This is a genomic window from Pseudomonas sp. GW823-FHT01D03 (genome assembly GCF_058798255.1).
The window spans coordinates 5465001-5489510 of record NZ_JBXAKK010000001.1 but is presented as its reverse complement, the minus strand read 5'-3'; the positions used below and the strand labels follow the sequence as shown (position 1 = coordinate 5489510).

25 protein-coding genes (1 of these 25 cut by a window edge) are annotated in these 24510 nt (G+C 60.4%); 15 read left to right on the top strand and 10 right to left on the bottom strand.

From position 1 onward, the window contains the following. Positions 1-21 precede the first annotated feature (21 nt). The 7 genes from AC1RBR_RS24420 (at position 22) to trpE (ending at position 7924) form a co-directional block, all read left to right on the top strand. Positions 22-1065 carry an ABC transporter substrate-binding protein gene (locus AC1RBR_RS24420; protein WP_008085222.1) on the top strand — a complete coding sequence of 348 codons (1044 nt, stop codon included), beginning with the start codon at positions 22-24 and terminating at the stop codon, positions 1063-1065. Positions 1066-1291: 226 nt separating this feature from the next. Continuing rightward, positions 1292-2539, top strand: coding sequence for an ABC transporter permease (locus AC1RBR_RS24415; RefSeq protein WP_115986063.1), 1248 nt, complete (start codon positions 1292-1294; stop codon positions 2537-2539). 12 nt (positions 2540-2551) lie between these two features. Continuing rightward, positions 2552-3376 (top strand): ABC transporter permease, encoded by an 825-nt coding sequence (locus AC1RBR_RS24410; RefSeq protein WP_095137404.1) that lies wholly within the window; start codon positions 2552-2554, stop codon positions 3374-3376. Between the two features lie 277 nt (positions 3377-3653). Further along, positions 3654-4802: an iron-containing alcohol dehydrogenase gene (locus AC1RBR_RS24405; RefSeq protein WP_492566929.1), complete on the top strand. Its 1149-nt coding sequence runs from the start codon at positions 3654-3656 to the stop codon at positions 4800-4802. Between the two features lie 80 nt (positions 4803-4882). After that, entirely contained in the window at positions 4883-5557 is a 675-nt protein-coding gene (gene rpe, locus AC1RBR_RS24400) for a ribulose-phosphate 3-epimerase (protein ID WP_003228808.1), read from the top strand. Then, complete coding sequence (locus tag AC1RBR_RS24395; protein ID WP_047296963.1) at positions 5554-6372, top strand: phosphoglycolate phosphatase; 819 nt, start codon at positions 5554-5556, stop codon at positions 6370-6372. The genes rpe and AC1RBR_RS24395 overlap by 4 nt, the downstream gene beginning before the upstream one ends. A gap of 70 nt (positions 6373-6442) precedes the next feature. Beyond that, on the top strand, positions 6443-7924 hold the full coding sequence (gene trpE / locus AC1RBR_RS24390; RefSeq protein ID WP_492566928.1) for an anthranilate synthase component I: 1482 nt from the start codon (positions 6443-6445) through the stop codon (positions 7922-7924). A gap of 174 nt (positions 7925-8098) precedes the next feature. Here the strand turns inward: trpE and estP are convergent, their stop codons facing one another. Next, positions 8099-10009: an esterase EstP gene (gene estP / locus AC1RBR_RS24385; protein ID WP_492566927.1), complete on the bottom strand. Its 1911-nt coding sequence runs from the start codon at positions 10007-10009 to the stop codon at positions 8099-8101. A gap of 407 nt (positions 10010-10416) precedes the next feature. On the opposite strand from estP, the gene AC1RBR_RS24380 reads away from it, so the two are divergent. From AC1RBR_RS24380 to AC1RBR_RS24365, 4 genes are all read left to right on the top strand, one after another. Further along, positions 10417-11010 carry an aminodeoxychorismate/anthranilate synthase component II gene (locus tag AC1RBR_RS24380; protein ID WP_003228801.1) on the top strand — a complete coding sequence of 198 codons (594 nt, stop codon included), beginning with the start codon at positions 10417-10419 and terminating at the stop codon, positions 11008-11010. Positions 11011-11018: 8 nt separating this feature from the next. After that, the gene (gene trpD, locus AC1RBR_RS24375) at positions 11019-12068 is read left to right on the top strand and encodes an anthranilate phosphoribosyltransferase (RefSeq protein ID WP_115986068.1); all 1050 of its coding nucleotides are present in this window, start codon (positions 11019-11021) and stop codon (positions 12066-12068) included. Next, positions 12065-12901 carry an indole-3-glycerol phosphate synthase TrpC gene (trpC, locus tag AC1RBR_RS24370; protein ID WP_204894190.1) on the top strand — a complete coding sequence of 279 codons (837 nt, stop codon included), beginning with the start codon at positions 12065-12067 and terminating at the stop codon, positions 12899-12901. The genes trpD and trpC overlap by 4 nt, the downstream gene beginning before the upstream one ends. Before the next feature lie 137 nt (positions 12902-13038). Continuing rightward, entirely contained in the window at positions 13039-13740 is a 702-nt protein-coding gene (locus AC1RBR_RS24365; RefSeq protein WP_492566926.1) for a lipoate--protein ligase family protein, read from the top strand. A 10-nt stretch (positions 13741-13750) separates the two neighbouring features. On the opposite strand, the gene crp is transcribed toward AC1RBR_RS24365, so the two are convergent. Then, positions 13751-14395: a cAMP-activated global transcriptional regulator CRP gene (gene crp, locus AC1RBR_RS24360; RefSeq protein ID WP_007966430.1), complete on the bottom strand. Its 645-nt coding sequence runs from the start codon at positions 14393-14395 to the stop codon at positions 13751-13753. Between the two features lie 239 nt (positions 14396-14634). Here crp and AC1RBR_RS24355 point away from each other — a divergent pair, with 239 nt between their 5' ends. Both AC1RBR_RS24355 and speD read left to right on the top strand, forming a co-directional pair. Continuing rightward, the gene (locus tag AC1RBR_RS24355) at positions 14635-15057 is read left to right on the top strand and encodes an OsmC family protein (protein WP_095137397.1); all 423 of its coding nucleotides are present in this window, start codon (positions 14635-14637) and stop codon (positions 15055-15057) included. A gap of 237 nt (positions 15058-15294) precedes the next feature. Next, on the top strand, positions 15295-16089 hold the full coding sequence (speD, locus tag AC1RBR_RS24350; protein WP_027610737.1) for an adenosylmethionine decarboxylase: 795 nt from the start codon (positions 15295-15297) through the stop codon (positions 16087-16089). Positions 16090-16207: 118 nt separating this feature from the next. Here speD and coq7 read toward each other — a convergent pair whose 3' ends face one another. From coq7 to hemJ, 6 genes are all read right to left on the bottom strand, one after another. Beyond that, positions 16208-16855, bottom strand: a complete 648-nt coding sequence (gene coq7, locus AC1RBR_RS24345; protein WP_027610738.1) for a 2-polyprenyl-3-methyl-6-methoxy-1,4-benzoquinone monooxygenase — start codon at positions 16853-16855, stop codon at positions 16208-16210. A gap of 195 nt (positions 16856-17050) precedes the next feature. After that, on the bottom strand, positions 17051-17389 hold the full coding sequence (locus AC1RBR_RS24340) for a histidine triad nucleotide-binding protein (protein ID WP_003228789.1): 339 nt from the start codon (positions 17387-17389) through the stop codon (positions 17051-17053). Positions 17390-17469: 80 nt separating this feature from the next. Continuing rightward, the gene (locus AC1RBR_RS24335; protein ID WP_027610739.1) at positions 17470-18258 is read right to left on the bottom strand and encodes an SDR family NAD(P)-dependent oxidoreductase; all 789 of its coding nucleotides are present in this window, start codon (positions 18256-18258) and stop codon (positions 17470-17472) included. A gap of 61 nt (positions 18259-18319) precedes the next feature. After that, on the bottom strand, positions 18320-19267 hold the full coding sequence (locus AC1RBR_RS24330; protein WP_492566924.1) for a DUF805 domain-containing protein: 948 nt from the start codon (positions 19265-19267) through the stop codon (positions 18320-18322). A gap of 79 nt (positions 19268-19346) precedes the next feature. Then, a complete protein-coding gene (locus AC1RBR_RS24325) occupies positions 19347-20315 on the bottom strand; it encodes an NAD(P)H-dependent flavin oxidoreductase (RefSeq protein ID WP_095140144.1) in 969 nt (322 codons plus the stop codon). A gap of 35 nt (positions 20316-20350) precedes the next feature. After that, the gene (gene hemJ / locus AC1RBR_RS24320; protein ID WP_027610742.1) at positions 20351-20779 is read right to left on the bottom strand and encodes a protoporphyrinogen oxidase HemJ; all 429 of its coding nucleotides are present in this window, start codon (positions 20777-20779) and stop codon (positions 20351-20353) included. A gap of 135 nt (positions 20780-20914) precedes the next feature. Here hemJ and argC point away from each other — a divergent pair, with 135 nt between their 5' ends. Then, positions 20915-21949 carry an N-acetyl-gamma-glutamyl-phosphate reductase gene (argC, locus tag AC1RBR_RS24315; RefSeq protein WP_492566923.1) on the top strand — a complete coding sequence of 345 codons (1035 nt, stop codon included), beginning with the start codon at positions 20915-20917 and terminating at the stop codon, positions 21947-21949. Positions 21950-22117: 168 nt separating this feature from the next. Beyond that, positions 22118-22468, top strand: a complete 351-nt coding sequence (gene erpA, locus AC1RBR_RS24310; RefSeq protein WP_003228776.1) for an iron-sulfur cluster insertion protein ErpA — start codon at positions 22118-22120, stop codon at positions 22466-22468. A gap of 75 nt (positions 22469-22543) precedes the next feature. Here erpA and AC1RBR_RS24305 read toward each other — a convergent pair whose 3' ends face one another. Continuing rightward, positions 22544-23635, bottom strand: a complete 1092-nt coding sequence (locus tag AC1RBR_RS24305; RefSeq protein ID WP_492566921.1) for an anhydro-N-acetylmuramic acid kinase — start codon at positions 23633-23635, stop codon at positions 22544-22546. A gap of 3 nt (positions 23636-23638) precedes the next feature. Then, on the bottom strand, positions 23639-24510 hold the 3' portion of the coding sequence (locus AC1RBR_RS24300; RefSeq protein WP_492566919.1) for a peptidoglycan DD-metalloendopeptidase family protein. 553 nt of this gene lie beyond the right edge of the window; only the last 872 of its 1425 coding nucleotides appear in the window; its start codon lies off the right edge, out of view — the gene reads right to left on this strand; the stop codon is at positions 23639-23641.

Here is a 24510-nt window from a genome sequence, read left to right as displayed (position 1 = left end):
TGCACGTGGAGAGAACAATAAATGTTGAGATCCCTGAAGTTCACCGCCCTGACCCTGGGCCTGATGGGTGCGGCCAGCGCAATGGCCGCCGGTCCCGATCTGACTGTGGTGTCGTTTGGCGGGGCGAACAAGGCGGCGCAAGTCAAAGCCTTTTATGCACCGTGGGAAGCGGCGGGTAACGGCAAGATCGTTGCCGGCGAGTACAACGGCGAAATGGCCAAGGTCAAAGCCATGGTCGACACCAAGAGCGTGTCGTGGGATCTGGTGGAAGTCGAATCGCCAGAGCTGTCCCGTGGTTGCGATGAAGATATGTTCGAGCAACTCGACCCGGCACTGTTCGGCAAAACCGAGGATTACGTCAAAGGCGCGATTCAGCCCTGCGGCGTGGGCTTCTTCGTCTGGTCGACCGTGCTCGCCTACAACGCCGACAAGCTGAAAACCGCGCCAACCAGTTGGGCTGATTTCTGGGACACCAAGAAATTCCCGGGCAAACGCGGCCTGCGCAAAGGCGCCAAATACACCCTGGAATTCGCGCTGATGGCCGACGGTGTTGCACCGAAAGACGTCTATAAAGAGCTGGCGAGCAAGGGAGGGCAGGATCGCGCGTTCAAGAAACTCGATGAACTCAAGCCAAGCATCCAGTGGTGGGAAGCTGGCGCGCAACCGCCGCAATACCTCGCCTCCGGTGACGTGGTCATGAGCTCGGCCTACAACGGTCGCATCGCCGCCGTGCAGAAAGAATCCAACCTGAAAGTGGTGTGGAATGGCGGCATCTACGACTTCGACGCGTGGGCTATCCCGAAAGGTCTGGACGCCAAGCGCGCCGAAGCGGCGAAGAAATTCATCGCCTACTCGGTGCAGCCGCAGCAGCAGAAGACCTACTCGGAAAACATCGCCTACGGCCCGGCCAATACCCAAGCCGTACCGCTGCTGGCCAAGGATGTCTTGAAAGACATGCCGACCACCCCGGAAAACATCGCCAACCAGGTGCAGATCGACGTCAGCTTCTGGGCTGACAACGGTGAGCAGCTGGAGCAGCGCTTCAATTCCTGGGCTGCGAAGTAGCCACTGCTTTACCTGTATGAGGGCTCTTGTGGCGAGGGAGCTTGCTCCCGCTTGAGTGCGCAGCACTCACAAAATTGGCGCTGCCAACAAAATTTTGGGGCCGCTTCGCAGCCCAGCGCGAGCAAGCTCGCTCGCCACAGGGGAATCTCCATCTCAGGCGTGGTGTTTCAACACAACAGAGGCGGTTCGCCGCCTCTGTAACGATCAAAGATTTGCGGAGTACGTCATGGCCATCGCCGTTCCCCTGAACGAGGGCGCCAGCCCCACCTTGAAGCAGAAGCTCAAGCGCGCCGAGCGGGTCAACCGCTGGAAGGCCCAGGCGTTGATTGCGCCGCTGGTGCTGTTTCTGTTGCTGGTGTTCCTGGTGCCGATCGTGGCGCTGCTCTACAAAAGCGTCGGCAACCCGGAAGTGGTCGGCGGCATGCCGCGCACCGTGGCGGCCATCGCCAGTTGGGACGGCCGCGGCCTGCCGGCTGAACCGGTATACAAAGCGGCCGGCGAAGACCTCGCCGAAGCCCGCAAAAACCAGACCTTGGGCGATCTGTCCAAGCGCTTGAACATGGAGTTGGCCGGCTATCGCAGCCTGCTGACCAAAACGGCCCGGGCGCTGCCATTTGCCAGCGAACCGGCGTCCTATAAAGAAGCCCTCGAAGCGCTCGACGAGCGTTGGGGCGATCCGGCGTACTGGCAAGCGGTCAAACGCAACACCAGCAGTATCACGCCTTACTACTTGCTGGCGGCGGTGGATCACCGTATCGATGATCTCGGCGAACTGGCCCCGGCCACCCCGGATCAGGCGATCTACCTCGACATCTTCGCCCGCACGTTCTGGATGGGCTTGGTCATCACCGTGATCTGCCTGGTCCTCGCTTATCCGTTGGCCTACCTGCTGGCCAACCTGCCATCGCGGCAGAGCAACCTGCTGATGATTCTGGTGCTGTTGCCGTTCTGGACCTCGATTCTGGTACGGGTCGCGGCGTGGATCGTGTTGCTGCAATCGGGCGGATTGATCAACAGCGCGCTGCTGGCCATGGGCATTATCGATAAGCCGCTGGAGCTGGTGTTCAACCGCACCGGCGTCTACATCTCGATGGTGCACATCCTGCTGCCGTTCATGATTCTGCCGATCTACAGCGTGATGAAAGGCATCTCGCCGACCTACATGCGCGCCGCCATCTCGCTGGGCTGCCACCCGTTCGCCAGTTTCTGGCGGGTGTATTTCCCGCAGACCTACGCCGGTGTCGGCGCCGGTTGCCTGTTGGTGTTCATCCTCGCCATCGGCTACTACATCACCCCGGCGCTGCTCGGCAGCCCGAACGATCAAATGGTCAGCTACTTCGTCGCGTTCTATACCAACACCAGCATCAACTGGGGCATGGCCACTGCGCTGGGCGGCTTGTTGCTGCTGGCGACCGTGGTGCTGTATCTGATTTACAGCTGGCTGGTGGGCGCCAGTCGCCTGCGCCTGAGCTAAGGGGAGTTTGAAATGCTGAGTCCTTACATGTCGCCCATCGAACGGGTGTGGTTCTACAGCTTGCGGATTCTCTGCGGCCTGATTCTGTTGTTCCTGATTCTGCCGGTACTGGTGATCGTGCCACTGTCGTTCAACTCCGGCAGTTTCCTGGTGTATCCGCTGCAGGGCTTTTCGCTGCAGTGGTATCACGACTTCTTCGCTTCGGCAGAGTGGATGCGTGCGCTGAAGAACAGCATCATCGTCGCCCCGGCGGCCACGGTGCTGGCGATGGTCTTCGGCACGCTGGCGGCGATCGGCCTGACACGTGGCGACTTCCCCGGCAAATCCCTGGTGATGGCGCTGGTGATTTCGCCGATGGTGGTGCCGGTGGTGATCATTGGTGTGGCGAGTTATCTGTTCTTCGCGCCGCTGGGGCTGGGCAACAGCTTCTTCTCGTTGATCGTGGTGCACGCGGTGCTCGGTGTGCCGTTCGTGATCATCACCGTGTCGGCGACGTTGCAGGGGTTCAACCACAATCTGGTACGCGCTGCGGCGAGTCTTGGTGCATCGCCACTGACGGCGTTCCGCCGGGTGACCTTGCCGCTGATTGCACCGGGGGTGATTTCCGGGGCGCTGTTTGCCTTCGCGACGTCGTTCGATGAGGTGGTAGTGACGCTGTTCCTCGCCGGCCCCGAGCAAGCGACTCTGCCACGGCAGATGTTCAGCGGGATCCGCGAGAACCTCAGCCCGACGATTGCGGCGGCGGCCACCTTGCTGATCGCTTTCTCGGTGATCCTGCTACTGACCCTTGAATGGCTGCGCGGTCGCAGCGAGAAACTGCGTACCGCGCAGGTCTGACGCCCAGATCAAAAGCCACCCCCTCACCCCAGCCCTCTCCCCCGAAGGGGCGAGGGGGAAAGGGAGCAGATCTTCATGCTGTTCAGAATCTGAGTTCGACTCGGTATTGCACGTCGATGGACTTCGAGAGTGCAGCTCGGTCAGTCCCCTCTCCCTCCGGGAGAGGGTTAGGGTGAGGGGCTTTTGCTCTTGATTATTCACCAACTGAATACCAGACAACCCCAAACCCTCAGCTACGCTTGTGCTCAGCTCCCACATCTATAAGAGGCTGCGCACGATGAGTCTGTCCCAGTTCAAAATCGCTCACAAACTGATCACCGGCGCCGGGGCCATCGAGCAACTGGCCGCCGAACTCACCCGCCTCGACATCGACAACCCGCTGATTGTCACCGACGCCGCGCTGGTCAAGTCCGGCACCGTGGAGCTGGCGCTGTGTCAATTGGGCGGGCGCGAGTACGAGATTTTCGATCGGGTGCTGCCGGATCCGGACATCGCCATCGTCGAAGATTGCATGCGCGTGTATCGCGAGGGCGGGCATGACGGCTTGATCGGTCTCGGCGGCGGCAGTGCCATCGACATCGCCAAGAGTGTCGCCGCGTATGCCGGATACCACGGCGAGCTGGAAGATCTGTTCGGCGTCGACCAGGTGCCACGCAAAGGTCCGCCACTGATCGCTATCCCGACCACTGCTGGCACCGGTTCGGAAGTGACCAACGTGGCGATTCTCTCCGACAAGGTCGCGCAACTGAAGAAAGGCATCGTCAGCGATTTTCTGTTGCCGGACGTGGCGCTGGTCAGCCCGCAGATGACCCTGACCTGCCCGCGCAGCGTCACCGCCGCCAGCGGCGTCGATGCGCTGGTGCATGCCATCGAATCCTATCTGTCGGTCAATGCTTCGCCGATCACCGACTCGCTGGCGCTCGGCGCAATCAAGTTGATCGCCAGGTCGTTGCCCAAGGCCTACGCCAATGGCGCCAATCTCCAGGCCCGTGAAGACATGGCCACCGCCAGCCTGATGGCCGGCATGGCGTTCGGCAATGCGGGGGTCGGCGCGGTGCATGCGTTGGCCTATCCACTGGGCGGGCGCTTCAACATTGCCCACGGCGTCAGTAATGCCTTGCTGCTGCCGTATGTCATGACCTGGAACAAGATGGCCTGCGTCGAGCGCATGCAGGATATCGCCGAAGCCATGGGGGTGAAGACCGCTCATCTGAGCGCCACTGAGGCGGCGGACAAAGCCGTGCAGGCGATGGCCGAGCTGTGCGCAGCGGTGGAAATTCCGGCCGGTCTGCGCAGTTTCGGTGTGCCCGAGGAGGCGATCCCGGCCATGGCCGTGGAGGCCGCGGGAATCGAGCGTCTGATGCGCAACAACCCGCGCAAGCTCAGCGCTGCGGATATCGAGAAGATCTACCGAGCGGCGTACTGATCATCGCGGTCACGGTGCGCGCACGGAAACTTGAGGTATACAATGCGCGCCATCGTGATTTAGCTCAGAAAAGGTGCGTCATGCAGCCCTTCGTAATTGCTCCGTCGATTCTCTCCGCCGACTTCGCCCGCCTCGGCGAGGAAGTGGACAACGTTCTGGCCGCCGGTGCCGACTTCGTCCACTTCGATGTCATGGACAACCACTACGTGCCGAACCTGACCATCGGCCCGATGGTCTGCGCGGCACTGCGCAAGTACGGCATCACCGCGCCGATCGACGCGCACCTGATGGTCAGCCCGGTGGATCGCATCGTCGGCGACTTCATCGAGGCTGGCGCGACCTACATCACCTTCCACCCGGAAGCCACGCTGCACGTCGATCGTTCGCTGCAACTGATCCGTGAAGGCGGCTGCAAATCCGGCCTGGTATTCAACCCGGCGACCCCGCTGGACGTGCTCAAGTACGTTATCGACAAGGTCGACATGGTGTTGCTGATGAGCGTCAACCCGGGCTTCGGCGGGCAGAAGTTCATCCCCGGCACCCTCGACAAACTGCGCGAAGCGCGGGCGATCATCGATGCCTCGGGCCGCGACATCCGTCTGGAAATCGACGGCGGCGTCAACGTCAACAACATCCGCGAAATCGCCGCGGCCGGTGCTGACACCTTTGTGGCCGGTTCGGCGATCTTCAATGCGCCGAACTATCAGGAAGTCATCGACAAGATGCGTTCCGAACTGGCGCTGGCGCGCCCATGAGCGGTTTTGAGCAGCTGTTCCCCGGGCAACTGCCACGGTTGGTGATGTTCGATCTGGATGGCACGCTGATCGACTCGGTTCCCGACCTGGCGGCAGCGGTGGACACCATGCTGCTCTCCCTCGGCCGCAAGCCTGCCGGCATCGAGGCGGTGCGCGAGTGGGTCGGCAATGGCGCACCGGTGCTGGTGCGCCGGGCGCTGGCCGGTGGCATCGATCATTCGGCGGTGGATGACGTCGAAGCCGAGCACGCACTGGAAGTGTTCATGGAGGCCTACGGCGCCAGCCATGAGCTGACCGTGGTCTATCCCGGCGTGCGCGACACCCTCAAGTGGCTGCACAAGCAGGGCGTGGCGATGGCGTTGATCACCAACAAGCCCGAGCGTTTCGTCGCGCCGCTGCTGGATCAGATGAAGATCGGCCGCTACTTCAAATGGATCATCGGTGGCGATACTCTGCCGCAGAAGAAGCCTGACCCGGCGGCACTGTTCTTCGTGATGAAGATGGCCAACATTCCGGCCTCGCAATCGTTGTTCGTCGGCGATTCGCGCAGCGACGTGCTGGCGGCGAAAGCGGCGGGGGTCAAGTGCGTGGCGCTGAGCTACGGCTACAACCACGGCCGCCCGATTGCCGAAGAATCCCCGGCACTGGTGATCGACGATCTGCGCAAGCTAATTCCCGGTTGCCTCGGTACAGCCGCTGAGATAACGTTGCCCGACGCTTCTCAATCCCATTCTGGAAACGCCATCGTGGTGGTCACCCGCAAACTCTGGATGAAAGTCATCAAGGCCCTGGCCCGCTGGCGTTGGCGCGCCTGACTGGTTCCTGGCCGGCTTGCCGGCGCGTTTGCACACCTGACTGTTAGCACCTCACACCACGAGGCACCTCATGATCCGCGAAGAATTCCTGCGCTTGGCCGCTGACGGCTACAACCGCATTCCGTTGGCCTGCGAAACCCTGGCCGACTTCGACACGCCGCTGTCGATCTACCTGAAACTGGCTGACCAGCCCAACTCCTACCTGCTCGAATCGGTGCAGGGCGGCGAAAAATGGGGCCGTTACTCGATCATCGGCCTGCCGTGCCGCACCGTGCTGCGGGTGCACGACCATCACGTAAGCATTACCGTCGATGGCGTCGAGACCGAAAGTCATGACGTCGAAGACCCGCTGGCTTTCGTCGAAACCTTTAAGGCCCGTTACAACGTGCCGACCATCGCCGGTCTGCCACGTTTCAACGGTGGCCTGGTCGGTTACTTCGGTTACGACTGCGTGCGCTACGTGGAGAAGCGTCTGGGCAAATGCCCGAACCCGGATCCGCTGGGCGTGCCGGACATTCTGCTGATGGTCTCCGATGCGGTGGTGGTGTTCGACAACCTCGCCGGCAAGATGCATGCAATCGTGCTGGCCGACCCGGCGCAAGCCGATGCTTACGAACAGGGCCAGGCGCAATTGCAGGGACTGCTGGAGAAACTGCGCCAGCCGATCACCCCGCGCCGTGGCCTGGATTTCAGCAAGCAGCAAGCGACTGACCCGCTGTTTCGCTCCAGTTTTACTCAGGACGATTACGAAAAAGCCGTCGACACCATCAAGGAATACATTCTCGCCGGTGACTGCATGCAGGTCGTGCCGTCGCAGCGCATGTCGATCGACTTCAAGGCCGCGCCGATCGATCTGTACCGCGCCCTGCGTTGCTTCAACCCGACGCCGTACATGTACTTCTTCAACTTCGGCGACTTCCACGTCGTCGGCAGTTCGCCGGAAGTGCTGGTGCGGGTCGAAGACAACCTGATCACCGTGCGCCCGATTGCCGGTACGCGGCCGCGTGGCGCTACCGAAGAAGCGGATCTGGCGCTGGAAGAAGACCTGCTGTCGGACGACAAAGAGATCGCCGAGCACTTGATGCTGATCGATCTCGGTCGTAACGACACGGGCCGGGTTTCGGAAATCGGCTCGGTGAAACTCACCGAGAAAATGGTTATCGAGCGCTATTCCAACGTGATGCACATCGTCTCCAACGTCACCGGCCAGTTGAAGGCCGGGCTGACCGCGATGGACGCGCTGCGGGCGATTCTGCCGGCGGGCACCTTGTCTGGCGCACCGAAGATCCGCGCGATGGAAATCATCGACGAACTGGAACCGGTCAAGCGTGGCGTGTATGGCGGCGCGGTCGGTTACTTCGCCTGGAACGGCAACATGGACACCGCGATTGCGATTCGTACCGCGGTGATCAAGAACGGCGAACTGCACGTGCAGGCCGGTGGCGGCATCGTTGCCGATTCGGTACCGGCGCTGGAATGGGAAGAAACCCTGAACAAGCGTCGGGCGATGTTCCGTGCCGTGGCCCTGGCTGAGCAAACCCCGGAAAGCTGAGTCCACACAGGCTCCCTGTGGGAGCAGGCTTGCTCGCGAATACGGGCTGGCATTCAAAATGGATGTCGGCTGATACACCGCTTTCGCGAGCAAGCCCGCTCCCACATTGTGTTGTGATCAGCCATAAAAAAACGCGGCGCCTGTGAGGGCGCCGCGTTTTTTTATGCCAGCAGATCAGAAATCGAGGCTGACCCCGACGTTCACCCCCTGCTGGGTAAAGTCATCATCCTTGCGCACGTTGTAGCTGGCGCGCAACGCCAGATCCTGCGTGAGCTTGTGGCTCACGCCCAGGTTCAGGCGATTGAGGTTGGTCTGCGGCTCGTAGCCTTCGAGCGTGAAGCGGTTGCCCGGCAGACTGTTGAGGTTGATGGTCAGATCCTGACGGTCGTCGTTGTACTCACGCTCGTGGGCGAATTCGCCGAACACTTCGGTCTGCGCGGTGATCTGGTACTTGCCCTGGATCCCCACGCCCAGACGTCGCGAGTTGCGCGACTGGTCATCGAAGGTCAGCGCCGTCGAATCCGCGCCTTTTTCCGAGTAACCGTCGACCTCGACCTTGCCAAAATCGGCGCTGACGAACGGCGACAGGTGCCACGGGCTGCTGGCCTGTTGCGCGATGTCGTAACCGATACGGCCACTGATCGCCAGCACGTAACCGTCGGTATCGCCTTTCTCTCCGCGCTCGTTGACCCCGAGCTGGAATTTACGTTTGAGGCTGTCGTAGTCGAGTTTGCCCGCGGTCATCGCCAGATCGCCCCACCAGCGGTTTTGCTGGTACTGGGCGAACGCGGTGCCCATGTAGGAATTGAGCTTGTATTCCGAATCGGCGTCGCCGGCTTCGAGTTTCTGGTTGTAGAAACCTGCGGCCAAACCGACGCGCCAGGCTTCGTTGACGCGATAGCTGCCGCCGATGTTCAGGTTGTAGCCGTTGCCATCGGCACTGGCGGCGCTGTGCTGGCCGTCGAAGTCCTGATGTTGACCGCCACCGGCAACGATGGCGCGCCATTGGCCCACGGCTTGCCAGTTTTCCCAATCGGCCAGCCATTGATTGCGCAGTTCATCCTGATGCGCGCGCAACGAACCTTGGGCCATTTCCGGCAGCAGGGTCAGTTCCCAAGGAGCGGCCAGCAGCGAATAGGCGTAGTCGGCAATCAAGCGCTGGCCGGCTTCGGTGGGGTGCACCGAGTCGTTGTAGATCAACTTGGTCGGATCAGGTGTGGCGCTGTTGATGCCATATCGGGCGTTCTCGGTGCAGCTGTTGCCGCTGAAGCAGGTGGCCGTCAGGTTCTGGTCGGTCGCGAGGCCGAACTGCGCCGGGTTGGCGAAGGCTTCTTTGAGCAGCACCGGAATGTTCAGCGGGATGATTTCGGCGTTGATGCCCTGCAACTGACTGACCAGCTCGGTGTTGAACTGGGCGCTGAGCTGCGAGGTGAAACCCTGCAGCGGCGAGCCGTTGATGGCCGGGGTCAGGCCGATGTCCGGCAACAGCCAGACCATGATGTATTTGGCGCCGGCGCCTTGCAGCGTGCGGGCGCTGTCGGCCAGGCGATCGGCCGCGGCGCTGGCCTGATCAAGGCTGAGTACGCGACCCTGAAGGAAATCGTTGCCGCCCCCGGACAGGTAATACAGCGCGTTCGGGTCGGCACGGAAGCCGTTCGATGGCAGATAACCGCTGCGAGTGCGTTCGCCGGTGGCGGACTGCGTGGTGATCGAGTCGAGAATCTGGTCGGTCCGGTAGCCGCCCACCGCCCAGTTGTTGCCATCGGCCAGACCTTCACCGGCACGCACGGCCGATGACGAGGAGGCGGTCTGATCCGGGCTGAAGCCCAGTTTGCCGCCGATGATCTGGGTGGCGTTAAGGTCGCGGTTTTCCCCGGTGCCGTCCTTGTACAGCGGGCCGGTGCGGTTGGTGTAGCGCTGCGTGGCGCCGGCCGGACCGCCGCTGTCCCTGAAGGTCCCGGCATCGTTCAGGCTGTCACCGAAGACGATGAATTTGGAATAGGGCGTGGGTGCTGCGTACGCCTGGGCGCAAGCCATGGCGAGCAGGCAACCGGCAAGCGGTACAAACAACGTCTGTTTGATCATGAGCAAGTCCGTTTATTTATTGTTGTAGGTGAACGAAACGACAGTACCAAAAACTCCCGGCGTTTTGCCATCGGTCGCGAAGCCTCCCTTAGTTTTGTCCCCCGTCAGCCCCACCATATTGCACGCTCTGCCCAGCTAAGTTACTGTGCCGGAACGTATGAACGAGACCTTCCCCGTGTTGATCGTCAGCAAACTTCTGGATCAAGTCATCAAGGCACACGCCCGTTGGCGTTGGCGCGCCTGAATCTTTTCTGCCGGCCCCGCCGGATCTGTATCGCTTTGCCTTCCTTGCCCGTTTGAAATGCCGCTGTGCCGACGCCCTCTGCGCGTCCGACATCGTGCAGCGCCCTGCGGGTAAGTCATCTGAAGGCTGTCTTCAAGTCAGAATTCAAGAGGTTCGAAACGCCATGTTGCTGATGATCGACAACTACGACTCCTTTACTTACAACGTTGTGCAGTACCTCGGCGAGCTGGGTGCCGAGGTCAAAGTCGTGCGCAACGACGAACTGACCATCGCCGAAATCGAAGCGCTCAACCCGGAACGCATCGTGGTTTCCCCAGGCCCGTGTACGCCGACTGAAGCCGGCATCTCCATCGAAGCCATCAAACACTTCGCCGGCAAACTGCCAATCCTTGGCGTGTGCCTGGGCCATCAGTCCATCGGTCAGGCCTTTGGCGGCGATGTCGTGCGTGCCCGCCAGGTGATGCACGGTAAGACTAGCCCGGTATTCCATGAGGACAAGGGCGTTTTCGCCGGTCTGAATCATCCGCTGACGGTTACCCGCTACCACTCGCTGATCGTCAAGCACGATACTTTGCCCGAGTGCCTGGAGCTGACCGCATGGACCCAGCACGACGACGGCTCGGTCGACGAAATCATGGGCCTGCGGCACAAGACCCTGAACATTGAGGGCGTACAGTTCCACCCTGAATCGATCCTGACCGAGCAGGGCCATGAACTGTTTGCCAACTTCCTCAAACAAACCGGCGGCACGCGCTAAGGACTCCCATGAATATCAAGACAGCCCTGAGCCGTATCGTCGAGCACCTCGACCTCAGCACCGAAGAAATGCGCGATGTGATGCGCGAAATCATGACCGGTCAATGCACCGAAGCGCAGATCGGCGCGTTCATGATGGCCATGCGCATGAAGAGCGAGAGCATCGACGAAATCGTCGGCGCCGTTTCGGTGATGCGTGAGCTGGCCGATCAGGTCGAACTCAAGACCCTCGACGGCGTGGTCGACGTGGTCGGTACCGGCGGTGACGGTGCGAACATTTTCAACGTGTCGACTGCTTCGGCTTTCGTTGTCGCGGCAGCCGGTTGCACCGTGGCCAAGCACGGCAACCGTGCGGTGTCGGGCAAGAGCGGCAGCGCCGACTTGCTGGAAGCCGCCGGTATCTATCTGAACCTGACGCCGGTGCAGGTCGCCCGTTGCATCGACAACGTCGGCATCGGTTTCATGTTTGCCCAGACCCACCACAAAGCCATGAAGTACGCCGCCGGCCCGCGCCGCGATCTCGGCTTGCGTACGCTGTTCAACATGCTCGGCCCGCTTACGAATCCGGCCGGTGTGAGACATCAGGTGGTGGGCGTGTTTACCCCTGCGCTGTGCCGGCCATTGGCCGAAGTCTTGCAACGTCTTGGCAGCAAGCACGTACTGGTGGTGCATTCGAAGGATGGTCTGGACGAGTTCAGTCTTGCCGCGCCGACCTTCGTCGCTGAGCTGAAGAACAACGAGATCACTGAGTATTGGGTCGAGCCGGAAGACCTGGGCATGAAGAGCCAGAGCCTGCACGGTCTCTCGGTCGAAGGCCCGGAGGCGTCGCTGGCGCTGATCCGCGATGCACTGGGCAAGCGCAAGACCGAAAACGGCCAGAAAGCCGCTGAAATGATTGTGCTCAATGCCGGTGCAGCGCTCTACGCCGCCGACCTGGCGACCAGTCTCAAAGAAGGCGTGGCGCTTGCGCATGATGCTTTGCACACCGGTCTTGCTCGGGAAAAACTCGAGGAGTTGGGTGCCTTTACCGCGGTATTCAAAGTGGAGAATGAGGGATGAGTGTACCGACGGTTCTGGAAAACATTCTGGCGCGCAAAGTTCAGGAAGTTGCCGAGCGCAGCGCTCGCGTCAGCCTGAACGAGCTGGAAAGTCTGGCCAAGGCGGCCGATGCACCCCGTGGTTTTGCCCAGGCATTGCTGGCGCAGGCCAAGAAGAAACAACCGGCGGTGATTGCTGAAATCAAGAAGGCTTCGCCGAGCAAAGGTGTGATTCGCGAGAATTTCGTGCCTGCCGATATCGCCAAGAGCTACGAGAAGGGCGGTGCGACCTGTCTTTCCGTGTTGACCGATATCGACTACTTCCAGGGCGCCGATGCCTACCTGCAACAGGCCCGCGCCGCGTGCAAATTGCCGGTGATCCGCAAGGACTTCATGATCGATCCGTACCAGATCGTCGAAGCCCGCGCGCTGGGCGCCGACTGCGTGCTGTTGATCGTCTCCGCACTGGACGACGTGAAAATGGCTGAGCTGGCCTCGGTCGCCAAAGACGTCGGTCTCGACGTGCTGGTGGAAGTGCATGACGGCGATGAGCTGGAACGCGCGCTGAAAACTCTCGACACGCCACTGGTCGGGGTCAACAACCGCAACCTGCACACCTTCGACGTCAGCCTGGAAACCACCCTTGACCTGCTGCCGCGCATCCCGCGTGACCGTCTGGTCATCACCGAGAGCGGCATCCTCAATCGCGCCGATGTCGAGCTGATGGAAATCAGCGACGTTTATGCGTTCCTGGTCGGCGAAGCGTTCATGCGCGCGGAAAGCCCGGGCACCGAACTGCAGCGCCTGTTCTTCCCGGAGCGTGGCGTTCCGGTCAGTGGTTCGACCCTCGACTGATCACCGTTAGACCGAGTCGACCCCTTCGCGAGCAAGCCCGCTCCCACATTTGGAATGCATTTCCCCCTGTGGGAGCGGGCTTGCTCGCGAAAGGGCCTTCAAATTTCCCGAAGATTTACGATCTGCCGGAGTTCTCCATGTCGCTGCCAATCCTCCTGACCATCGAAGCCGGCCTCAAGGCCGAGCAAGACTTGCTGGCCTCGATCTGCGCCGGCGACGCCGAATTCGGTCTGCTGTTCTGGCAACCCAGCGATCGCGCTCTGGTCATGCCGCGCCGCCTCAATCGTCTGCCCGGTTTTGATCACGCCTGCGAAGTCTCCGCCGCCGCCGGTTGGCCAGTCTTGCTGCGGGAAACCGGCGGTGAACCGGTTCCGCAATCCGCTTCAACCATCAACATCGCGTTGGTCTACGCCCCGCCCCGCAGTGAAGTTGATCTGAATCGCATCGAAACCGGCTACCGGCGTCTGTGCGATCCGATCTGTGAGTTGCTCGATGAACTGGGTGGTGTGTCGTCGTTGGGCGAAATCGACGGCGCGTTCTGCGATGGTCGCTTCAACGTCAATCTCGATGGCCGCAAGATGGTTGGCACCGCTCAGCGCTGGCGTCAGAGTCAGGGCGGTCAGCGTCCGGTGGGTCTGGTGCACGGGGCGATGCTGATGGATAACGAGCGCGAGTCGATGGTTGCAGCGGTCAATCGCTTCAACGAGGCTTGCGGTCTGGAGCCGCGAGTGCGGGCTGAAAGCCACATCGCCCTGCATGAGAAGTTCGCCGCGCCAACGGCATTGGCGCGTCTGGATGAGCTGTTTCGTCTGATGCTGGCGCAGGTCTACAGCACCTGATTTTGCGCGCTTAGCGCGTGCCGAAGACCACCATGGTCTTGCCTTTCACATCGACCAGGTTGCGTTCTTCAAGATCCTTGAGCACGCGACCGACCATCTCCCGCGAACAACCGACAATTCGGCCGATTTCCTGACGGGTCACCTTGATCTGCATGCCGTCCGGGTGAGTCATTGCGTCAGGCTGTTTGCACAACTCCAGCAGGCAGCGGGCTACGCGACCGGTGACGTCGAAAAACGCCAGATCGCCGACCTTGCGCGTGGTATTGCGCAGACGTTGGGCGATTTGTCCGCTGAGGACGTAAAGAATGTCTGGATCCTGCTGCGACAGTTCGCGGAACTTCACGTAGCTGATTTCGGCGATTTCACATTCAACCTTGGCCCGCACCCAGGCGCTGCGCTGCTGTTCCTGGCCCGCTTGTTCGAACAAACCCAGCTCGCCGAAGAAATCCCCGGCGTTGAGGTAGGCGATGATCATTTCGCGGCCGTCGTCATCTTCGATCAGGATGGTGACCGAACCTTTGATGATGAAGTACAGCGTGTCCGAGCGATCGCCGGCGCAGATGATGTTGCTCTTGGCCGCATGGCGACGACGCTGGCAGTGCATCAACAGCTTGTCGAGGTTCTTGATTTTGGGTGTGGGGGTAATAGCAACCATGGTTGTATCCCGAAAAGACTGCACGGTGATGTTTGATTTTTTTATGAGGCGCTGAAGGCGGTCGCTACACAGGCTGACAATTGGCGCCAGCGAATTGGCGCCAGCTTACCAGACACTTCGTCGAAAATTCGAGAAATTACCTACGCAGCAAAGGCATCCGTCCTAGGAACGCCGGGCGCTGTCAGAACAAAGGCCTGTGCTAAGCTGGCGACCCTTTTTTCTATAGTGGAGTCTTGGCGATGAAGGCACGCATCCAATGGGCTGGCGAAGCCATGTTCCTCGGCGAATCCGGTAGCGGTCATGTCGTGGTCATGGATGGTCCGCCGGACGCCGGTGGTCGTAATCTGGGTGTTCGCCCGATGGAAATGCTCCTGCTGGGCGTTGGCGGTTGCAGCAACTTCGACGTGGTCAGCATCCTGAAGAAGTCGCGTCAGGCGGTTGAAAGCTGCGAAGCGTTCCTCGAAGCCGAGCGCGCGACCGAAGATCCGAAGGTGTTCACCAAGATCCACATGCACTTCGTGGTCAAGGGCCGGGCCCTGAAAGAAGCCCAGGTCAAACGCGCCATCGAACTGTCTGCCGAGAAGTATTGCTCAGCCTCGATCATGCTCGGCGCGGCCGGCGTGGTGATCACTCACGATTATGAAATCGTCGAGCTCGGTTGAATCGACATTCAACTATCATAAAAGCAGTGCAGACTCTGGCGATCCCTCGCTGACGTCTGCATAATGCGCCACTTTTTTCAGGGCAGTGATCGGTCAACCGACAGATCGTCCGCCTGAACAGATAACCAAAATCGCCATCGCGAAGAGGTGTTAACCGTCCTACGCAGGTGCGTTGTTCGCACTTGACGGGCATGCTTGATCACGCGGCTGCGCCGCATACATAGAGAGTTTTTAACGGTGAAAAGCAAACTCAAGCTCCACGGGTTCAATAACCTGACAAAGACCTTGAGCTTCAACATCTATGACATCTGCTACGCGGAAACCCCGCAAGACCAGCAGGCTTACGTCGAGTACATCAATCAAGAGTACAACGCCGAACGTCTGACGCAGATCCTCACGGAAGTTGTCGAAATCATTGGTGCCAACATTCTGAACATCGCGAGTCAGAACTATGAGCCTCAGGGTGCCAGCGTCACGATTCTGATCTCGGAAGAGCCGGTGACCCCGACAGACAGCCAGATCGAAGAGTCCCCGGGTCCATTGCCCGAAATCATCCTTGCCCACCTCGACAAGAGTCACATCACGGTGCATACCTATCCGGAAATCCATCCGGACGCCGGTATTGCGACGTTCCGTGTGGACATCGACGTGTCGACCTGTGGTGTCATTTCACCGCTTAAAGCGCTCAACTTCCTCATTCACCAGTTCGATTCGGACATCGTGACTGTGGACTACCGTGTGCGCGGCTTCACCCGTGACGTTGAAGGCAACAAGCACTTCATCGACCACGAGATCAACTCGATCCAGAACTACCTTTCCGAAGACACTCGCGACGCGTACCAGATGACCGACGTGAACGTGTACCAGGAAAACCTGTTCCACACCAAAATGCTGCTGAAGAACTTCGAACTGGATAACTACCTGTTCGGCGACGCCACCAGCAACCTGTCTTCCGAGCAGCGTGCTCAGGTGACCGAGCGTGTGAAACACGAAATGCTGGAAATCTTCTACGCGCGCAACATGCCCGCGTAAGATTCCCGGACACAAAAAAGGCGACTACCGTGCGGTAGTCGCCTTTTTTATTGCCGAAAAACAGAACCCTGTGGGAGCGGGCTTGCTCGCGAAGAGGCCCTTTGTGGCGATACAGATCTCAGATCCGGTAAGTACTCTTGGTCATCACCTTCGCCAACAGACTCATCCCGAACTTCACCGGCGCCGGAAAGCGGAAACCGCCCGCATCCAGTGCGCTCTCTGCATGATGCTCTTCATCAATGCGCATCTGTTCCAGAATCGCCCGGGACTTCTCGTCCTCGGCCGGCAATTGTTCCAGGTGCTCGTTCAGGTGCTTGCACACCTGATGCTCGGTGGCCGCGACGAAGCCCAGGCTGACCTTGTCACTGATCAGGCCGGCCACCGCCCCAATACCGAACGACATGCCGTAGAACAGCGGATTGAGCACACTGGTATGGCTGCCCAGTTGATGGATGCGCTGTTCGCACCACACCAGATGGTCGATTTCCTCTTCGGCGGCGTGCTCCATGGCTGCACGCACCTGCGGCAACTTGGCGGTCAGCGCCTGCCCCTGGTACAGCGCCTGGGCGCAGACCTCGCCGGTGTGGTTGATGCGCATCAGGCCGGCGACGTGGCGGGTGTCTTCGTCGCTCATTTGCACATCCGGCTGCACAATGGCTGGCGACGGACGGTACGGCTGGCCGCTGAAAGGCAGCAGCGTGCGCATCGCGGCGTCGGCTTGCAGCAGAAGACGGTCAATCGGCGAGTAGTGACGTTGGGTAGTCATGCTGACCTCCGGGAAAAATCTCGACCGCCAGTTTAACCGAATCGGCCGGGGAAGGTTTGCGCTGGGTCATTTGCCACGCAGTCATGCTTTTTGTGGGAGCGGGCTTGCTCGCGAATGCGCTGGGTCAAATGAAATCGATGTCCACTGACAAGGCCCCTTCGCGAGCAAGCCCGCTCCCACAGGGTTTCCGCTGAATCAGCCCGGCGGCCAGTTCATCTGACGCTGACCGAGTACATGCATATGAATGTGATAGACGGTCTGCCCACCTTTTTCATTGCAGTTCATCACCACCCGGAAGCCTTCCTCGCAGCCCAGCTCCAGCGCCAGACGCTGGGCAGTGAACAGAATGTGCCCGGCCAATGCCTTGTCGTCTTCGGTCAGGTCGTTGAGGGTGCGTACCGGTTTCTTCGGGATCACCAGAAAATGCACCGGTGCCTGAGGTGCGATGTCGTGGAACGCCAGAACCTGGTCGTCCTCGTAAATGATCTTGGCCGGGATCTCCCGGTTGATGATCTTGGTGAACAGAGTATCCACTGCTGTTTTCTCCGTTGTGGGGGCTGGCCTGAGTGTACTCATGGGAAATGACCCCGCCCAGTGTTTTGCCGTAGGACAGTTCAGCGCGGGCAGTAAGCCTTGTTGACCATGCCGACGATGGTGCGATTGAGCCAGCGCGAGCCGAGGCGTGGCAGGAAGGCCAGCCAGCGGTTGCGCCGTCCCGGAATGATGATGGCGCGGTTTTTCTCCAGCGCACGCACGGTGTACAGCGCGACTTCCTCGGGACTCATCAGCAGTTTGCTGTCCTTGAGTTTGTCGCTGTTGAGCTGCGCGGTGCGGAAAAAAGCGGTGCGGGTCGGGCCGGGGCAAAGTACCGAGACTTTGACCGCGCTCTGTTTCAGTTCAACCCGCAGCGCTTCGGAGAAGTGCAGAACGTAAGCCTTGCTGGCGTAGTAAGTGCTCATCCACGGGCCGGGATTGAACGCCGCCACCGAGGCGACGTTGAGGATCTGCCCGCCGCCCTGCAGCGCCATGCTGTTGCCAATGGCGTGGCACAGGCGGGTGAGGGCGAGGATGTTGACTTCAATCAGATCCTGCTCGGTCATCCAGTCCTGGGCGAGGAACGGGCCGCAGGTGCCGATGCCGGCGCAATTGACCAGCAGATCAATCTGCCGGTCGCCTTCTTCCAGTTCCAGCAGGAAGCCGGACAAGCGCAATGGCTCACCCAGGTCGCAGGCGCGGAACAACACTTCCACGCCAAAGCGCTGGGTCAGTTCGATCGCGATACTTTCCAGCTGATCACGCTGGCGGGCCACCAGAATCAGGCTGCGGCCGCGCCGGGCCAAAGCTTCAGCCATGGCCAGGCCGATGCCGCTGGAGGCGCCGGTGATCAGAGCGTAACGGGTCATGCAATTCTCCATCGCAACAGCTCCGCGCCAGCAACGCAGGTGTCACGGCGGGGAGCGTTGTTCATTCTTTCGCAGAGTCTACAGGGGCCGGGGCCGCTTCGGCTGCATCGTCCACGGAATTCGCCGGTTCAGTCTCGACCTCGACTTCATCGGTGGTGACCGAGCCGCTTTCGTAGCTGCTCTCAAGGTTGCTTTCGTATTCCTGCTGGATCGCCGAGATACCGCCGAGCATGCCGCCGGCAAATACCAGGGCGAAGAACACGATCCACAACGAGCACAGCACTTTGACCGCGGTGCTGTTGGGTGGCGGCGGCGGGCCGTAGCGATTGGCCCCGGTGTTGCCCGGCACGACCATGATCACCAGCGGGAAGAAGCTGCCCACGAACGGCACCAGGTTCAGCAGCCAGAGCCAGCCAGACCAGCCGATGTCGTGCAGGCGCTGCACGCTGAACAGAATGCTGACAATGATGAAGCCGAGGAACAGGAAGAACGCGAATAGCCCGCCGATGATCAGGCCGGTGGTGGAGTCGCCACTGACCAGCCCCAGACCGATAAATGCAAATATCGCCACGATCGGCAGGGTCACCAGGCTCAGCACCATGGTCCAGGCCAGAAACCGCAGGCGTCCGATCCGGCCCTCGACGCTGAAGGGTTTGAGCTCGGCAAAGGCTGGCAGGTTCTCGCCAACGTTGGCGCGCGGTGGTGCGTAGGGCGAGACTGGTTCGGCAATCGCAGGTTGATGTTCGTGCACGTTCGCCAGATTCAGCTCGATTGCCGTCTCCGCCTCGATCCGCGCATCGATCCCGGTCTTGCTCAGTGCTTGCAGATAGGTCTGCGCATCGCTGTGGGTCAGGTCGCGTTTGAGGGCGACGGTGCTGCCGTTGAACAGGCGTTCGATGGCGGCAACATCGCTTTTGAACAGGGCTGCCAGATTGAGCTTGGCGGTGGTGAGATCGACACCGGGCTGTAGAGCGCCGTCGAAAACGATCTTGTAACGAGGTTCGCTCATGGCCGAGGCATCCTTGTCGCGAGTGAATTGAAGGTCAGCAAGTGTAAGGCCAGTCGGTGGATGACTGGCCTGATTTTTCTCAGCGCGGCCAGCGTTTCGGCAATTGCGCCGCGCGTTCCAGCGCCTGACGATATTCCGCGTCGAGCCGGGCGATCAACTGATCCACACTCGGCAGGTCGCCAATCTGGCCTACGCCCTGGCCGGCTGACCACACGGTCTTCCAGGCCTTGGCTTCGTCGTTGATCGGTTTGAGTTTGTCACCGAAATTGACTTCGCCCTTGCCTTGCAGCGCCGCCATGTCAAAACCCGCCGCCTCCAGGCTTTGGCGCATGAAGCTGGCCGGTACTCCGGAGACTGCAGGAGTATGAATGATGTCCGCCGCCTTGGCCGTCAGCAGCATGTCCTTATAGGCGTCAGGCGCATGACTTTCGGTGGTGCCGATAAATCGCGTACCGAAGTAGGCCAGATCCGCGCCGAGCAGCTGCGCGGCCAAAATCTCATGGCCGTGGTTAAGACATCCGGCAAGCAACAGGGTTTTATCGAAGAACTCACGGATCTCGGCGATCAGTGCAAATGGGCTCCAGGTGCCGGCATGACCCCCGGCGCCCGCCGCGACTGCGATCAAGCCGTCGACTCCGGCTTCGGCGGCTTTCTCGGCATGCCGGCGCGTGGTCACGTCGTGGAATACCAGGCCGCCATAGCTGTGCACGGCATCGACCAGTTCCTTCACTGCGCCGAGGCTGGTGATGACAATCGGCACCTTGTGCTCGACGCAGATATTCAGATCCGCCTGCAAGCGCGGATTGCTGTTATGCACGATCAGGTTCACCGCATACGGCGCGGGGTCGTCCAATGTCGCCAGGCCCGCTTCAATCTGCTCCAGCCAGGCCTTGAAGCCGCTGCTTTCACGCTGGTTCAGCGCCGGAAAACTGCCAACCACGCCGTTACGGCAGCAGGCGAGCACCAGCTCCGGGTTGGAGATCAGGAACATCGGCGCCGCCACTACCGGCAAGCGCAGACGTTGTTCGAGCAAAGCGGGCAGCGACATTGGAAATCCCCCGAGGTGTGATGCCTGTCATGAAATTAGAACGGCTTGACCACGACCAGAATTACGATAGCCAGCAATATCAGAACCGGCACTTCATTGAACCAGCGATAAAAGACATGGCTGCGGGTGTTCTCGCCACGGGCGAAGCGTTTTACCTGCGCGCCGCACATGTGGTGGTAGCCGATCAGCAAGACCACCAGGGTCAGCTTGGCGTGAATCCAGCCGCCCATGCTGAAGATGCCCGGATTGAGGTAGATCAGCCAGCCGCCGAAAATCAGCGTGGCGATCATCGCCGGGCCCATGATGCCGCGATACAGTTTGCGCTCCATGAGGCTAAAGCGTTCTTTGCTGATCGCGTCTTCACTTTGCGCGTGATAAACGAACAGCCGCGGCAAGTAGAACAGCCCGGCAAACCAGCAGACGACGCTGACGATGTGAAACGCTTTGATCCATAGATAGAGCATTTTTAGTTATTCCCAGGTTCACGGTAGCCGGGATAGTAGAGGCTTGAGCGTCCGCACGTCACCTTGATGGTTGTCGCAGGGGCGCGCGGCCCCTATTATCGACGGCTTTCCAGTGGGTTCGTTGAGGGCAGGTTTATGGTCAAGGTCGGTATCGTCGGCGGCACGGGTTACACCGGTGTCGAACTGCTGCGTCTGTTGGCACAGCATCCGCAGGCAGAAGTGGTGGTGATCACTTCCCGATCCGAGGCCGGTCTGGCCGTGGCTGACATGTACCCGAACCTGCGCGGTCACTACGACGGTCTGGCGTTCAGCGTGCCGGACATCAACACTCTGGGTGCTTGCGATGTGGTGTTCTTCGCCACCCCGCACGGCGTTGCCCATGCGTTGGCCGGTGAACTGCTGGCTGCGGGCACCAAGGTTATCGACCTGTCCGCGGACTTCCGTCTGCAGGACGCTGAAGAATGGGCCAAGTGGTATGGCCAGCCACACGGTGCGCCGGAATTGCTGGACGAGGCGGTCTATGGCCTGCCGGAAGTCAATCGCGAGCAGATCAGGAAGGCGCGTCTGATCGCTGTTCCGGGTTGCTATCCAACCGCTACGCAGTTGGGTTTCCTGCCGCTGCTTGAAGCGGGTCTGGCTGACACTTCGCGTCTGATCGCCGACTGCAAATCCGGTGTCAGCGGTGCAGGTCGTGGAGCGGCTGTAGGTTCGCTGTATTCCGAGACATCGGAAAGCATGAAGGCTTACGCGGTGAAAGGTCACCGTCATCTGCCGGAAATTCGCCAGGGTCTGCGTCGCGCTGCCGGTAAGGATGTCGGTTTGACGTTCGTGCCGCACCTGACGCCGATGATCCGTGGCATTCATTCCACGCTCTACGCGACCGTGGTCGATCGTTCGGTGGATCTGCAGGCGCTGTTCGAAAAGCGTTATGCCAACGAGCCGTTCGTCGACGTGATGCCGGCCGGCAGCCATCCGGAAACTCGCAGCGTGCGTGGCGCCAACGTCTGCCGCATCGCTGTGCATCGTCCGCAGGATGGTGATCTGGTGGTGGTGCTGTCGGTGATCGACAACCTGGTCAAAGGCGCGTCGGGTCAAGCGGTGCAGAACATGAATATCCTGTTCGGGCTGGATGAGCGCTTCGGCCTGTCCCACGCCGGCATGCTGCCGTAACACTTTCGGCAACACGGCAAAAAGGCCCGTCAAACGGGCCTTTTTGCATTCTGGGCAGTTGGTCGGGTTTATTGATATACCGTAACAATAGTTGACCGATTTTCTAGGACAAGCGGATAATGCGCGTCATCACGCATTATGGCGGCGTAACGCCGGGAGATAGTCAGCATGAGCGTCGAATCCTTCACCCCCACGGCTTTGCAATTCACTCAAGGTGCTGCGCACAAGGTGAAGAGCCTGGTCGATGAAGAGGGGAATGATCGCTTGAAGCTGCGCGTATTCGTTACGGGCGGCGGTTGTTCAGGGTTTCAGTACGGCTTCACTTTCGATGAAGATGTGGCCGAGGACGACACCATCGTCGAACGCGAAGGCGTGAGTCTGGTGGTTGATCCGATGAGTTTCCAGTACCTGGCGGGTGCCGAAGTGGACTATCAGGAAGGTCTGGAAGGTTCGCGCTTCGTGATCAAGAACCCGAACGCCACCACGACCTGTGGTTGCGGCTCTTCGTTCTCGATCTGATCGCACCTCGCTGCACACAACAAAACGCCGCAGAGCCTTACGGTTCTGCGGCGTTTTTTGTTGCTGGCGTATTATTCAGTTGGGATAGATGGCGCCGAGTACCCGCAGGCCTTTGGCGCCGGTGACGCTCGGGCGATTGGAGGCAATGCCTTCGAGGCAGCAATGGGCCAGCCAGGCGAAGGCCATTGCCTCGACCCAGTCCGGATCGACGCCGTGAGTGGCGGTGCTGGCGACGGTAGCGTTAGGCAGCAGGTCGGCAAGACGTTTCATCAGCGTAGCGTTGTGAGCGCCGCCGCCGCAGACCAGCATTTCCCGAGTATCGGATTGAGCGCTTTGCAGCGACTCGACGATGGTCAGCGCCGTCAGTTCGAGCAGCGTTGCCTGAACGTTTTCAGCTGCGAAGCTCGGCAAACTTGAGAGGTGGTGCTCCAGCCACGGCAGGTTGAACACTTCCCGGCCTGTGCTCTTCGGGCCTTTGGTCACGAAGAACGGGTCGCCCAGCAGAGCTTTCAGCAAGACTGGCTCGACCGTGCCGGTGGCTGCCCACTGGCCGTTGCGATCGAAGTTCTCACCGCGTTGCTGATAAATCCAGGCATCCATCAGCACATTCCCAGGGCCGCAGTCGAAACCGGCTACAGGCCTGGTCGGCTCTATCAGACTCAGATTGCTGAAACCGCCGACATTCAAGACTGCACGGTTGCCGCTACGCTCTTCGAACAAAGCTTCATGGAAGGCTGGCACCAGCGGGGCGCCTTGGCCGCCAGCTGCCACATCGCGGCTGCGGAAATCGCTGATCACGGTGATGCCGGTCAGCTCTGTCAGGAGCGCGGGATTGCCGATCTGCACGGTGAAGCCGCGAGCGGGCTCATGACGAATGGTCTGGCCATGACTGCCGATTGCTCGAATGGCTTCAGGCTTCAGCTGCTGCTGATCGAGGAGGGTATGGATGCCTTGGGCCGCTAGTTTTACCCAGTGCTGCTGGGCGATCGCCGAACGGGCGATCTCGTCGGGGCCGCTGGCGCACAAGCCAAGCAGCTCGGCGCGCAGGGATTCAGGCATGGGGATGTAATGCGTGGCGATCAGTTTGATCGCCGAGGTCTGCTCGATCAGGGCGATGTCCAGCCCATCGAGACTGGTGCCGGACATCACGCCGATATAAAGAGCCATGGCTTAGCGCTTGCTCGAAGCCAGCATGGTGGCCTTCTCTTGATCCATGCGCGCCATCAACGGCTGGCTCTGCGCAAGGAAGCGTGCGCGCTCGGACTTGGCGATCGGATCTGCCATCGGCAGTTTCTGGCCCAGTGGGTCGACGTGAACACCGTTGACCTGGAACTCATAGTGCAAGTGCGGTCCGGTGGACAGGCCGGTGGTACCAATGTAGCCGATCACCTGGCCCTGCTTGACGTTGCCGCCGGTTTTCACGCCTTTGGCGAAGCCCTGCATGTGACCATACAGCGTGCGGTAGGTGTTGCCGTGCTGGATGATCACCGTGTTGCCGTAGCCACCGCGGCGACCGGCCAGCAGCACTTTACCGTCGCCGGCAGCCTTGATCGGCGTACCGCGTGGCGCTGCGTAATCGACACCTTTGTGGGCGCGGATCTTGTTGAGGATCGGGTGTTTGCGGCCCATGGAGAATTTCGAGCTGATGCGGGCGAAGTCCACCGGGGTACGGATGAACGCTTTGCGCATGCTGTTGCCATCGGCAGTGTAGTAGCTGCTGTTGCCTTGTTTGTTGGTGTAACGCACGGCGGTGTAAGTCTTGCCGCGGTTGGTGAAGCGCGCAGACAGAATCGGGCCGGTGCCAACGGCCTTGCCGTTGACCACTTTCTGCTCATAGATCACGTCGAATTCATCGCCCTGACGGATGTCCTGAGCGAAGTCGACGTCGTAGCCGAAGACGCTGGCCATATCCATGGTCAGGCTATGAGACAGGCCTGCGCGGGCCGCGGATTGTGACAGGGAGCTATTGATCACGCCGTGCACGTAGGCAGTGCGAACGGTCGGCTTGGCTGTTACGCGGTTGAATACGTAGCCCTTGTCAT